Origin of the sequence: Levilactobacillus wangkuiensis (assembly GCF_016861605.1) — a bacterium.
Lineage (GTDB): Bacteria > Bacillota > Bacilli > Lactobacillales > Lactobacillaceae > Levilactobacillus > Levilactobacillus wangkuiensis.
In genome coordinates this window covers 17,943-30,726 of sequence record NZ_BOLM01000016.1, presented here as the reverse complement: position 1 = coordinate 30,726, position 12,784 = coordinate 17,943, and the positions used below count along the sequence as shown (strand labels likewise).

Below are 12,784 nucleotides of genomic sequence, written 5' to 3'. Positions count from 1 at the left end.
CTTAGAACGTTGGTTGGCTGATAAGAATAAACGTGAGCGTCGTGCTGAGAAGCATGGCGCTTTTAACTTACAATCGAAAGGAAAATATAGCCAAGATGAAAGCAAAAGATAAATGGAAGCGTGGACTGCCCTACGTTGGGAACAAGGGGCAGAAGGCAGAACAAATCATTGATCTATTACCGCCTGGGAATAGACTAATTGATGCGTTTGGTGGGGGGGGTAGCATCTCGCTTACCGCATCAGCAGCTTCAAAGTGGAACAGGATCGTTTATAACGACATTCGTTCCTCAGTTGTCCAGCTTCTAAAAGAACTGATTACAGGTAATAGCATTGATTTGAAAAAGTATGTCTGCGTCAATCGTCAGCAATTCTTAGATTGGCGGGATAAACGCCCTGATTCAATTGAGCGTACACTGGTATTGATTTGCTACTCGTTTGGTAATGACATGAATAGTTACTTGTGGGGCCGCAAAAATGAAGAACTGAAGCTAATGATGACTAGGGCGTTGTTTTATGGCGACACTGGAACGATTTATGATGAAATGTTCGATAAGTATCGTGGAGAAGCTGGAATTATGGAAACATACTCATGGTTCCACAAATGGCGTCGAGATAGAATGGGCATTAGTTCTAGGAGTGATTTGCTACAAAACCTGCAAAACGTTCAGCGTCTCCAGTACCTAGCTGAATTGGATCAACTTGAACAACTTCAACAGCTGCAGCAACTAGAGCGGCTGGAATATAGTTCACGTGATTATCGTGATCTGACGATTCAAGAAGATGATATTGTTTATTTGGACCCGCCTTATTACAAATCGGGAAAGCAATACGGTGGATTTGACCACGATGCTTTCTGGGAATGGTTAATGGAATGTCCAGCTAAAAATATTTATATTTCGGAATACACAAAGCTACCTCATACCGAGGTGGCTTTTAATTTGGGCAAAAAGCACTCATTCATAACGGCTGGAAAGCGAAAGGATGAGTTGCTGTTGAAAGTAGTGAAGTGATATCTGTGTTGGAAGTAACTGATTAGGAGGTGGCCGGCATGGCCAAAATGATAAATTCAAAATTCGGCTATGCTAGCGCCGTTGAAATCCATTGTTTGGGACAGCTAGAGCATGACCTCAAGCACGACAAACGCTGGAAGGAGCGCATCAAGCATGAAAAAGAAGCTGAGCGACAAAGAGAAAGCCAAGCTGTGGGACGATCTGCCAAATTACATCACAGTGAGTCAGCCCAACGGAGAACTGATTGCTTATATCCCGCTTAAGCCCGAAGCTGGTTCCAGTGATGGCATGATTGTCAACTAAGCTTGCTGACGTAAGTAAACTCAGCTCAGAGAAGCGGAAAAATCTGTTTGCTGATGCAACAGTTACGAATGGAGAGGTCAAAGATGATTGAGCAGATGGTTACTGAGTCAATGGAAAAATTGTGTGCCGAATTGAAGGACTTGCTTAACCAGGTTTAATTACAAAACAAACACTATGGTGCAGGGGGTGAGGTTGATGTCTAATGGCACAGATTGATGATGCCAAACAAGATTACTTAAATGGCATGAAGTATAAGGATATTGCGGCCAAATATGACGTAAGTTTGAATACGGTTAAGTCGTGGCGTCAACGTCATGGGTGGCAAAGGGGTGCACACAAAAAAGGAAAAAAGGGTGCACCCTCTAAAAATGAGTATGCGGTCGGTAATGCGGGGGGAGCGGCACCAATTCACAACAAGAACGCGGTCACCCATGGCCTATTCGCTAAATGGCTTCCCGATGATACCAGCGATATTCTGCAGGTTGTGGAGCAACAATCGCCGGCAGATATTATCTGGCAAAACATCACGCTGCAGTACACGGCAATTATCAGGGCACAGCAAATTATGTACGTTAACGATCACAATGATCTAAGCGATGAGATTTCTGGTTCAGGCATGGGAACAACCTATGACGTGCAGTATGCATGGGACAAACAGGCTACTTTTATGGCGGCACAGTCCCGGGCAATGGGTACGCTGGGCAATTTGATCAAGCAGTTCGTAGCGATTGCTGATGAAAACGACATCCGCCGCAAGCGTATCACGTTGATGGAGGCCCAAGTTGACAAGGCTAAAGCAGAAGTTGCTCAGCTTAAGCGTGACAGCGACCGCGATAACCTACCACTACCGACATTCGTTGATGACGTACCGGAAGATGATGAAGAGATTGGAGGGAATGCCGATGGTAATGACAGCTAAGCAGCCGAAGATAAAGATTAAGTACCTGATTGGTCATGGCTACAATGAATTTTGGCGTGATCGGCACTTTTATCGAGTGGTCAAAGGTTCTCGTGGATCTAAGAAGTCTCGGACGACTGCACTGAACTTCATCTATAGGCTGATGAAGTACCCTTGGGCAAATCTCTTAGTTGTTCGCCGTTACTCCAATACTAATCACGATTCTACTTACACAGTTTTAAAATGGGCGATTAACCGACTTGGGGTTAGTCGCCTTTTCAAATGCAACGAAGGAAAACCAGAGATTACGTACCTACCTACCGGCCAGAAGATTATTTTCCGTGGACTAGATGATCCACTGAAGGTCACCTCAGTGGATGTGGATACGGGAATTCTCAGCTGGGCTTGGTTTGAAGAAGCCTACGAGATAGAGAACAGCGACAAGTTTGAAACCGTCGTTGAGTCAATCCGTGGGAGTTTAGATGATCCCTACGCTGAGCACCAGTACGTCCCAGCTGACGAGCTAATCAAGCGGGAGAAGTGGAAGAAGGAGTTCTTCAAGCAAATCACGCTAACCTTTAACCCTTGGTCGGAACGGCATTGGTTGAAACCAATGTTCTTTGACCCGGAGACACGTAAGCCAGATGTCTTTGCTCGAACGACTACCTTTAGGGTCAACGAGTGGCTTGATAAGCAAGATAGGCAAAGATACCTAGACTTGTATCGAACTAACCCTAGACGGGCTCAGATTGTCTGTGACGGCAAATGGGGAGTTGCTGAGGGACTTGTATTTGAAAACTGGGTTGTTGAAGACTTTGACGTCAATAAGGTAGTAGCAGAGTCGGATGGCGTGGGGCATGGAATGGACTTTGGGTTCACTTATGACCCCACGACCTTTGCTGAAGCTGCTATTAATCGTGAGACCAAGGATATCTGGATTTTTAAAGAGCTGTATCAGAAGGCCATGACGACACAGGACATCTTCGATTGGTTGGACGATAACCACTATCTGAAATCAGACATTGGCGCTGACTGCGCTGAACCCCGTTTGATTGATGAGTTACAGGCTAAAGGCGTGCGGCGTATGCATGCGTCGATTAAAGGCCCTGATTCAATCGACTATGGAATCAACTTCTTGCAGGGCTATCGAATCCATATCCTGCCTAGTTGTGTGCATGCGATTGAAGAGTTTAACACGTACGTTTTTGACCGTGATAAGGACGGAAACTGGTTGAATAAGCCGGTAGACGCCAATAATCACTTTATTGATGCACTTAGATACGGACTAGAAAAGTACATTATTCAATACGAATCACTAGAGAAGCGCTTCGGCGTTGTATAAGCAAGGAGGTGAGTGAATGAGCAAAGATATTGTGGGACTTGATGGTAACCCGTTGATTATGGACTTTATGCAGACCAAGCAGGCACCAACGACAGGAACACGACACCCAGACCCCTTCCGCATGCAGCAACCGGGGATAGGACACCATTTGGGCAACTACGAGTTGGAGCAACTGTATCGGGGTAATTCGATGGCCCGAAACATCGTGGACATTCCCGCTGAGGATATGACCCGTAATGGCTGGCATATCAAGATGGACGACAATGCCCTAGCAGCTAAGTATGAGGCACGATTAAATGAACTGAATGCTCAGAAACGATTCAAGGACCTTTACCGATACTCACGGCTTTACCGAGCGGGGTATATTGCTATCAGTACGACCGAGAGCTGGAATTATGGACTTGAGGACCCTTTGAACCCGGACAGACTGTTGCGAATCCCATTTCTTACGGCGTTTAGCTCCAAGAAGGTCAACGAGACCAAGTTCGATGATGACGTCTTCTCACCAACTTACGGGCAAGCTCTAAGTTATCAGATCAACAACGGAACCGCTGACGTGCAAGGGTCAAATTATTATGGGGTACAGCAGGTAGATAAGTCGCGTTTGCTTCGCCAACAAGAACTGCGGTTCGAAGATGAAACGGAAGGTGTCTCGCTATTGGAGACCATTTACGACATCTTAATGACGATGGATACAGGGCTCTACTCGGTTGGTGAGATTCTTTACGACTACGTTTTCAAAGTCTTCAAGTCTCCATCGGTTGACGACACGAGCCCCGATAAGCTGTTGCAGGTCGGGGCGGCTGCTTCGTCCAAGTTTAGAACTGAGTCCACCGCATTAATTAGTGACAAGGACGAGTTGACCAAGGAGTCAACCAACGTCGGTGGCATTGACAGCCTACTTGATTTCTTGTGGGAATACCTTAGCGGCGCGGCCCGCATGCCTAAGTCGGTTCTTAAAGGCCAAGAGGCCGGGACACTGACTGGGGCACAGTATGATGTGATGAACTACTATAGCCGCATTGCTTCGGACCAAGAGAACAAGATGCGACCACAGCTGGAATATTTGCTCAAATTGCTTATGCGAGCCAGTGATGAGTGCGGCGGATCGCTAGACCCCGACACCGTTAACTGGTCCATCGAATTTAACCCGCTATGGTCGGTTGATTCGCAAACCGATTCGCAGATTCGCTTAGCAAACGCTCAGGCCGACCAAATTTACATCCAGAACGGCGTACAAGGACCTGAAGAGGTTCGAGAGGCACGTTTTGGTTCCAGTGGCATGGACCCGGATGGTTCCGTTGATATGGACAGTATGAGTGATGACGAGCGCCGGGCGGTAGTTGAGGCTTATCGCAAAGAACATGGCGGTGATTAGCCATGAGAGTGCCACACACGCGTTATCCACTAAGAATTGAGAAATCATACGCACATACTGTCGGTAAGGCTGTAGGCCAAGTTGAGAGCACTACACTACTGTTGCTTAAGTCAGAGGTCAAGCCAGTAATTGACCGAGGAACTGTCAACGACTCGCTTTACAACGACGACATGATCGACTGGGTTGAATCCCTAATTGACCGGTTAAAGGAGCTTATTCTTGGTTCTTTTACAGATACTGACGCGAAGCAAATGGTTGAGCGGTTTATGTCGGCTATCAACACCAGTAATCGTGCCAACGTGTCGTCACAGATTCAGGCTCACGAGTTGGTGAAGCATGCAACGTTGCTTCCTAGTGGTAAGCCGGTAATCATGGCAATTAATCCAGTCGCAGGGGATGCGCAGCTTGACGGCTACGTCAAAGGTAAGATTGCCGAAAATGCCAGTTACATCAAGGGTATCCGCGATGATTATGCGACGAAGATTGAGCAGATTATCTACCGTGGCGTCACAAAGGGGCAGTCTTATGGTGAGATGGCGGAAGCAATCCGTCACCAAGGCAAGATGAGTCGCAATCGCGCCGCTTTCATTGCCCGGGACCAGTCCGGGACCATCTACAGTCAGATGACCCGTACTAGGCACCAATCAGCTGGAATTAACCACTTTCAATGGCGTGGAATGATGGACGAGCGTGAACGTGCCAGTCATGTGGCACGTGAAGGCATTATCTACAACTACGACACGGCTGACTTGCTACCCGGAGAAGATTATGGGTGCCGTTGTACTGGTGATCCGGTTTTTGATGACGAATTAGATGACTCAGAAGAATAACGAAACGAAGGGAGGTGAAAGTATGGCAGATACAAATTCATCTAGTGCCGCAAGTACGTCAAGCTCTGCAACACCTAGCTCTAAAATCGCTACTAGCATGTATGCTTCGAGTACGACACCAGCAGCACCAGCAACTGAGCCTAAGAGTACGGTCAAGACCGTGACCTTAAAAGAAGGCGACAAGCTATGGCGGGTTGCCACTGATGCTGGTATTTCACTGGACACACTTGTACAAATTAATGGCTTGAAGGACTATTCGGTTAAGCCCGGTAAGGTTCTGCAATTGCCATAGGAGGTGATTGCATGAAATTTTATGATCGTGCTGAGCTTGGCAAGTATGTTGAGACGCCTGAAGGTTATTTACACGGCGAGTTTCCGATTACGCGTCCCGGAGTCTTCCCGTATATGCGTAATGGTGGAAGTGTCTCCCAAGTGGCAAAGCTTCCGGATGAGGTATTTTCTAAGGAGACCATCGAATCTGCCAACAACAAGCCATTGACTAATGACCACCCAAACGTGGGTGTCGATGTGCGGAACTTCAAGACATTATCTGTAGGGATGACCGACAGTGACGCCCACGTTGAGGACAATAAGCTGGTAGTTGGGGCGACCATTACAGACCCAGACATGATTGCTCAGGTTAAGTCGGGTAAGCGGGAACTTTCTATTGGCTTCAATGCCGATGTTCCCACGGAGTCCGGGGAGTACGGCGGAGCCCAGTATGACGCCGCTCAGCGCAATATCAAAATTAATCATATTGCTATCGTAGATAGAGGCCGCGCAGGTCATGGAATCTCAATCCATGACAGTGCGGCCTTTGTTATGGGCGATAGCGATACAAATACAGGAGGAAAACACATGGCGAATTTAATCATCGATAGCCAACAGTTCGAAGTGGACCAGCATGTTGCAGATGCCCACGACGACTTAAAGAAGCAAGTGGCCGCTAAAGAGGCTGAACTTGCAAAGCTAAAGAAGCAATTGAATGGGGCGAATGATGAAGCAGCAAGCTCTAAGAAGGAAGCCGACTCACTCAAGGGTGAACGGGATGCCTTGAAGACTCAGCTTAAGGATGCTCAAGATAAGCAACTTGACCAAGACACCTTAGACAAGCGCATTGACGCACGGCTTGCACTTCAGACTAGCGCAGCTCGTTTTGTTGGTGATAGCTTCGACTTCAAGGGGAAGACCGACCGGGAAGTTAAGGTAGCTGCTATCAAGACCACCAATGATTCCTTCGATGAGAAGGACAAGTCCGACGACTATATCAATGCATTCTACGATTCTGCGGTTTCCTTGGCAGATAAGAAAGGGTTCACTCACACGTTGGGTGGCCAAGGTGGGAATCAAAACGAAACTGACTCGGTAGATAAGCTCAAAGGCGACCGAGCCAACGCCTACAAGTAAAGGAGGGATAACTCATGGGATTAATTCCACGACCACAAATGTACATGGACCCCAACATTGGGTTGGGCAAGATTGCCGACATTCGGCATACAGAAGTTGACTCAGCGGTTGCTGCAGGAGTAGTAGCTGCCGGGGCCGCCGTTCAAATGAGTTCGGGGGCTGTTACGACCGTTAGTGATGGTAAGTTCTATGGCGTTGCAGTAGCCAAGGACTACGTCGATAACTTGGATGATTCACCACAAACGTCTAAGTACAAGGCTAAGCAAATGGTTCCTGTTTTGCGTAAGGGGACCATCAACGTTGCCATCACGGCCGATGTTACGGAAGGTCAACCAGCTGCTGTTGACGGAACGACTGGGAACTTCAAGCCAGCCGCAGGCGCTGACACGATTGTGGGGACGTTTAAGACGGCGGGTAAGTTTGTTGCCGACGACGCCACTGCGGGCTCAACGGCCCAACTTCAAATTAACTTGCCATAAGGAGGCGACAGTAGATGCCACAAGAATTAGCGATGATTGAAAATCGCGACTTAATCGCGATGGAAAAGACGGTGCTTAAGGCACCACAAGAAGAATTGATTGGTCGGTCACTGTTTCCGACAATTCCGGGGGTAAATCCCGGGGCAGAGACCTACGGGTACAGCCTGATGACCCGGCACGGTGCTGCCAAGGTTATTGCCAACGGGGCCGATGATTTGCCAATGGTCGACGAAGACGTTAAGCGATCTTATCAGCCAATCTACACCATTGCCGCTGGTATTCACTTCACGTATCAGGAAGTATTTGCCGCTCAAATGGCCGGACAACCGCTTCAAACGGATAAAGCTGAAACGGTCCGCCGGGCAATCTCTGAAAAGGAAAATGACATCATCTTCAACGGGGAATCAAAGGTTGGTATCACTGGTCTGACAAACCTTGAAGGTATTCAGGCAATGAACGCTGACAAGAAGTTTTCAGAATCTACTGGGGCAGAGATGCAAGAGACTTTGCGTAAGGCTAAGTCCTTAATCACTGTAATTCCAGGGTTCAATCAAGCACGGTTGAAGCTAGTCTTAGCACCAGCTCAGTATGAGTCCTTGAACTCACGCTACAGTGACTACGACTCTCGTACCATTCTGGAAGTCATCAAGGCCGCCGGCTGGTTTAATTCCATCGAAACAACCTCTGCTTTAGTTGGTAAGGGGTTGGATAACTCAGAATGTGCGATGATCTTTGATTCCACGGCACAGACTGGCGGTTTTTTGCTCCCTCGTGACGTCACGCAGTTCCCACAAGAAGCGCACTATCCTAACACGATTGTGCCTTATGATGAACGGACCGGTGGCCTGGTAATCAAGACGCCGTACGCCATCGTTAAGCTGTCAGGAATTTAAGGAGGACGCCATGTTAGTTAAAAATAAGGGTAAATTCATTCACAACGTTGGTGGGGTGCAACTGGTCCCCGGTTCTAACCAACTCACCAAGAAGCAATCCGAAGCATTCAACGCGGCTATCAAGTCGAACAAGTTGAATGCTTTTTTAATTGAAAAGGGCACCTTATCTGCTGTTGAAGGTAAAGGTGGCAAGGACGTGCAAAGCGTTACTGACATGACCCTTGACCAAGCACTGCCTGAGATTGCGGACACCGTATCGGTTGAGACACTGACCAAGTGGTTAGCCGATGAACAACGCGGTGCCGGTCGTAAGAAGATGGTGGACACGTTGAAGGCTCGGATTGCTGAATTGAAGACCCCAGAAGATGAATAGAGGTGGTCTAAGTGGATGAAGCGGATAAGAGCACCATCCAGAATGTTCGATTGATTCGGTCGGATTTATCGAAGGTAAGCGATGATACTATTCAACTCGCGATTGATGACGCTTGGACCGAGGTTCAGAACCGCGGCTTCCCCGCACAGTATCAGGAGCAAGCATGCCGTTATCTAGCAGCGAGTCTGATCAGTCGTGAGGATGATCGTGTTTCTCTGAAGCAAGTTGGGGATTTGAAGAAGCAATATTTCAAGGGTGTCAACGCTTGGGCCGACCGGTACAAATACTTGTTGAGCCAGTTCGGTGATGGTGGCCCCCTCAGAATTGTGGTGATTTGATGGAAGATTTTGACAGAATCCCAGATGTCGAAAGAGAGATGGCAGAGTTAAGTCATCTACAGTTGCAGGTTGGGATATTTGGTGAGGACGGGTCGTTTATGCAAATGATTGCGTCCGCCAACGAGTATGGCGCTGATATTGAACCGAAAAACGGCAAATGGTTGACGATTCCCACCGAGAATGCGCCAAAGGGAGCCAAGGCACGAGATATTGAGGGACTTTTTCGACCTAAGGATAAAAATATTCTTGCTGTCAGTGATGGTAAAGGTGGACTTATCCCAATGTTCTATCTGGCTAAGAAAGTTCATATCCCAGAGCGATCCTTTATTCGGTCTACCTTTGACGAAAATGTTGATGATTGGGTTGAGTATCTTGTTGATCAAGTTATCGAGCTGGGAATGGGTGATAGCGGTATTACAGCTAGAAAAATCATGGAATCTTTAGGTAATCGCATTCAACGGAGTATCGTGCAAAAAATACGCTCCATTGAATCACCTGCCAATTCTCCCATAACTATTGCTCGTAAAGGTTCTAACTCACCACTGGAAGATACAGGTCATCTTATTGATGCTGTGAGATATAAGGTGGTGAACGTTTGATGTATGAAGAGTTTGCCGACATGCTAGTGGAATTTGGAATCCCACTGCTAGTGTATCTACCTGCCAATGGTGAGGGTGGTCACTTAGAGCATGGAACTTGGGTTAAGGACTCTGAGACGCCACCAGTTGAGGTCAGTGAGCCACTGGTGGTGCCATCCAAGACATCACTGTACAGCATGGAGGTTCAGCATAATGCGGGTGGGGAAACGCAGTCTTATGATGCCGTTTGGTATTCAACGATGGAGGCGCCTGAGGGAACAGTTGTTGAAAACAAGCGAACCGGTCGAAAATACGTTGTTGACCACGAGCGGGATTATACGGATTACTCTGACGTGCACGAGTACGACCTGAAGGGGGTAAGTAACCATGACTGACGGTTCTTTTGAGTATGGAGAACTAGCCGACGTTCTAATAGATGAAGTTAAGTCTTTAGTGGGATGTGACTTAGTTGAGCATGACTTTTCTGGCCCACAGCGGGCTTACCCTTTCTTCACTTATAAGATCACTACGCCTTACATCAAGGACATGGAGCAAATGAATAACGGCGAGATGTTCGATTTGACGGTCTCAATGACTTGCTGTAGTGACAACGGCATTAAGGCTCAAGACCTCGCTATGAAGCTCTTTAAGAATCTCAAATCTGATAACGTGCGTCGCAAACTTCGAACGGATCACGATATCGTCATTGCCGATGTTGATTCTTTCGACAACCGAAGCGTTTTTCAGTCCGTCAATTATGAACGGCGCGTTGGGTTTGATTTACACCTTCGAGTAGTGGATGGCTTCCATGAAGATATTCCAACCATCGATAAGATTAACTTAGACAATACAAATTAAGGAGGTAGCTAAATGACTGTAGCTACGAAGATTGGTGACATCACTGTTACGATCGATGTCAACCACCCGGTAATCCCTGTTGGCTTAGGGGTCCCGGGACTTTTTATTAAAGGTGATACCCAGAAGGACCAAGTGTATTCAAGCTTGGACGCCTTAGCAGCTGACTACGCGGAAGGCACTGACATCTATAAGGTGGCATCAGCATACTACGCACAACCAAATGCAGGAACCACGATTGAAGTGATCACCTACACAGCGTCCACGACTGATGCTAACACGAAGTCAACGACTGGTGGGATTTCTGCGGCCGCTGCTGCTTACTTCTTTAGTGTCTGGCATTTCGCCGTTGTTATCGGTGACAATGACGCAGATCAGTTGGAACTGAGCAACTACATCGAAGAACAGAACTTTAAGTTCTTAGTTGCGGAGTTCACCACGCCAGACGCAGCGAAGGCTTACACCAATAAGCGGACCATTAACCTCATTCATAAGGCCACGACGGATAACTTTCCAGTGGCCTTTTTAGGTCGAGTAGCTAACCAGACAGTCGGCTCTGTGACGTGGAAAGGTAAGGGCGATTTAGTGGGCGTTGAAACTGACGACTTATCTTATCCCGAGTATGCAGCAATTGAGGCGGCTCATGGTATTTGCTATGTAGTCAAGGGGAAAAAGGCCGTTAGCTCTAACGGATGGACAGCTTCAGGAGACTGGATTGATGTCTTACACGGCAGTGATTGGGTCAAGGTCAACATCGAATCATCTCTTCAAGATTTGTTGAACACGCAAGATAAGATTACTTTCGACGATCTTGGATTTGCTCAACTCCAAGCAGTTGTTGAGAAGGTTCTCTCTACGGCCTATGCCAACGGGATTATTGCTTACAATGCCACAACTAAGGCAGCGGACTATTCAGTTACGGCTGATAAGTATGCCGACCTGTCTGTTGAGGATATCAAGAACCGTCAATATAACGGGATTCACTGGTCTTACACGCCTGCCGATGCTGTGCATGGTATGAAGGTCGGCGGTACTCTCGATTTTCCATACTAAAGGGGTGATAAATAATGGCTAAATGGAATTACGATGCAACTGATGTCAAGGTCATTGCTGATAGTGAACCCATGTATGGATATCAGCCCGGAGACATGGTCTCAGGCGAACGAGCCAACAACTCTGAAGATTATGATGTTGATGCTCAAGGCTGGGGTGTTTTTAGTACAAATAATGATATTCATGGAACTATCACGATTAACTTGTCTGCTGGTTCACCAGCAAACCTTAAGTTGATGGCTCTCGCTAATGCTCATAAAGAATTTACGTTGAGTGTTACGACGCCACACGAACGGGTTTACTCAAATCAGGCCAAAATCCAAAAGGTACCATCATTTGGTGCGGGGACCAAGACCGGCGTTAAAGCATGGGTAATCTTGTGCATTGACTACAACGATGAAATGAACGAATAAAACTAGACGCTTAGGGTTCGACTCCCTGAGCGTTTTTTGTACCAAAAATTTATATAAAGGGTGATTACAAATGACTGTAGCAAAAAAGACTGTATCTCAAGACACCAAGGCAACTAGTGAGGTTGCGAAGGCGCGGCAAAAGCGTGATGAAGTGGAACGGATGCCGCTTAAGCGAATGGGTAAGACTGAAACCATCACGGTTGATGATTACGATGGCCCCAAAGACTACACGTTCTTTTTCCCTGGTTTAAAGAAGGCCCATAACCTCGTAGACTTTGCGCGCCTGGGGAACGGAGTTATTGATAATACCACGTACAATGAAGGCCTTATGAAAACGGTAATTGTGGAACCTAAGACGGATTGGGATTACTGGGACGAACATGACGGCTATGGTGAGGTCATGGACGAAGCTGATCGGTTTCTTGGCAAATGGTTGCAAAAGTAATCGAAAAGGAATGCAATTGGAGCTTGCCTATCGGAATAATCGGCAGTATGAGTGGCCGGTTGAGATGGGGATTGCTACGCGCGAAGAGGTTGAGTTGGCGACCTTTGATGAACTAGAAATGTTTAACTATCAAGCCGATAAAAAATTTGAGTTGATGCAAGGAATGGACCCAGAAGAATAGCGAGGTAA

Annotated in this window: 19 protein-coding genes; all 19 read left to right on the top strand. The window is 47.2% G+C overall.

Annotation, left to right across the window (positions count from 1 at the left end; translation table 11 throughout):
- The first annotated feature begins 95 nt into the window (after positions 1-95).
- The gene (locus JUF13_RS10735) at positions 96-1,010 is read left to right on the top strand and encodes a DNA adenine methylase (RefSeq protein ID WP_203639681.1); all 915 of its coding nucleotides are present in this window, start codon (positions 96-98) and stop codon (positions 1,008-1,010) included.
- Between the two features lie 153 nt (positions 1,011-1,163).
- A complete protein-coding gene (locus JUF13_RS10730) occupies positions 1,164-1,313 on the top strand; it encodes a hypothetical protein (protein WP_203639680.1) in 150 nt (49 codons plus the stop codon).
- 202 nt (positions 1,314-1,515) lie between these two features.
- Entirely contained in the window at positions 1,516-2,232 is a 717-nt protein-coding gene (gene terS, locus JUF13_RS10725; protein ID WP_203639679.1) for a phage terminase small subunit, read from the top strand.
- Positions 2,216-3,553, top strand: coding sequence for a PBSX family phage terminase large subunit (locus JUF13_RS10720; protein ID WP_203639678.1), 1,338 nt, complete (start codon positions 2,216-2,218; stop codon positions 3,551-3,553). Before terS ends, JUF13_RS10720 begins: the two co-directional genes overlap by 17 nt.
- A gap of 16 nt (positions 3,554-3,569) precedes the next feature.
- Positions 3,570-4,931 carry an anti-CBASS protein Acb1 family protein gene (locus JUF13_RS10715; RefSeq protein WP_125766078.1) on the top strand — a complete coding sequence of 454 codons (1,362 nt, stop codon included), beginning with the start codon at positions 3,570-3,572 and terminating at the stop codon, positions 4,929-4,931.
- Positions 4,932-5,032: 101 nt separating this feature from the next.
- A complete protein-coding gene (locus tag JUF13_RS10710) occupies positions 5,033-5,761 on the top strand; it encodes a phage head morphogenesis protein (RefSeq protein WP_203639677.1) in 729 nt (242 codons plus the stop codon).
- Between the two features lie 22 nt (positions 5,762-5,783).
- A complete protein-coding gene (locus JUF13_RS10705; RefSeq protein ID WP_203639676.1) occupies positions 5,784-6,053 on the top strand; it encodes a LysM peptidoglycan-binding domain-containing protein in 270 nt (89 codons plus the stop codon).
- Between the two features lie 11 nt (positions 6,054-6,064).
- A complete protein-coding gene (locus JUF13_RS10700) occupies positions 6,065-7,168 on the top strand; it encodes a DUF2213 domain-containing protein (protein ID WP_203639675.1) in 1,104 nt (367 codons plus the stop codon).
- Between the two features lie 14 nt (positions 7,169-7,182).
- Positions 7,183-7,647 (top strand): structural cement protein Gp24, encoded by a 465-nt coding sequence (locus JUF13_RS10695; protein WP_042750533.1) that lies wholly within the window; start codon positions 7,183-7,185, stop codon positions 7,645-7,647.
- A gap of 14 nt (positions 7,648-7,661) precedes the next feature.
- The gene (locus JUF13_RS10690) at positions 7,662-8,540 is read left to right on the top strand and encodes a DUF2184 domain-containing protein (protein WP_125766082.1); all 879 of its coding nucleotides are present in this window, start codon (positions 7,662-7,664) and stop codon (positions 8,538-8,540) included.
- A gap of 10 nt (positions 8,541-8,550) precedes the next feature.
- Positions 8,551-8,913, top strand: a complete 363-nt coding sequence (locus JUF13_RS10685; RefSeq protein ID WP_015474101.1) for a hypothetical protein — start codon at positions 8,551-8,553, stop codon at positions 8,911-8,913.
- Positions 8,914-8,924: 11 nt separating this feature from the next.
- A complete protein-coding gene (locus tag JUF13_RS10680) occupies positions 8,925-9,251 on the top strand; it encodes a DUF4054 domain-containing protein (protein WP_125766083.1) in 327 nt (108 codons plus the stop codon).
- Positions 9,251-9,850 (top strand): hypothetical protein, encoded by a 600-nt coding sequence (locus tag JUF13_RS10675; protein WP_225364047.1) that lies wholly within the window; start codon positions 9,251-9,253, stop codon positions 9,848-9,850. The genes JUF13_RS10680 and JUF13_RS10675 overlap by 1 nt, the downstream gene beginning before the upstream one ends.
- A complete protein-coding gene (locus JUF13_RS10670; RefSeq protein WP_203639674.1) occupies positions 9,850-10,224 on the top strand; it encodes a hypothetical protein in 375 nt (124 codons plus the stop codon). The genes JUF13_RS10675 and JUF13_RS10670 overlap by 1 nt, the downstream gene beginning before the upstream one ends.
- Complete coding sequence (locus JUF13_RS10665) at positions 10,217-10,687, top strand: phage neck terminator protein (protein WP_203639673.1); 471 nt, start codon at positions 10,217-10,219, stop codon at positions 10,685-10,687. The genes JUF13_RS10670 and JUF13_RS10665 overlap by 8 nt, the downstream gene beginning before the upstream one ends.
- Positions 10,688-10,699: 12 nt before the next feature.
- Positions 10,700-11,737 carry a DUF3383 family protein gene (locus JUF13_RS10660; RefSeq protein WP_203639672.1) on the top strand — a complete coding sequence of 346 codons (1,038 nt, stop codon included), beginning with the start codon at positions 10,700-10,702 and terminating at the stop codon, positions 11,735-11,737.
- A gap of 14 nt (positions 11,738-11,751) precedes the next feature.
- Complete coding sequence (locus JUF13_RS10655; protein ID WP_042750524.1) at positions 11,752-12,150, top strand: hypothetical protein; 399 nt, start codon at positions 11,752-11,754, stop codon at positions 12,148-12,150.
- A 70-nt stretch (positions 12,151-12,220) separates the two neighbouring features.
- The gene (locus tag JUF13_RS10650) at positions 12,221-12,595 is read left to right on the top strand and encodes a hypothetical protein (protein ID WP_125766088.1); all 375 of its coding nucleotides are present in this window, start codon (positions 12,221-12,223) and stop codon (positions 12,593-12,595) included.
- A gap of 16 nt (positions 12,596-12,611) precedes the next feature.
- A complete protein-coding gene (locus JUF13_RS10645; RefSeq protein WP_164511404.1) occupies positions 12,612-12,776 on the top strand; it encodes a hypothetical protein in 165 nt (54 codons plus the stop codon).
- Positions 12,777-12,784: the final 8 nt, after the last annotated feature.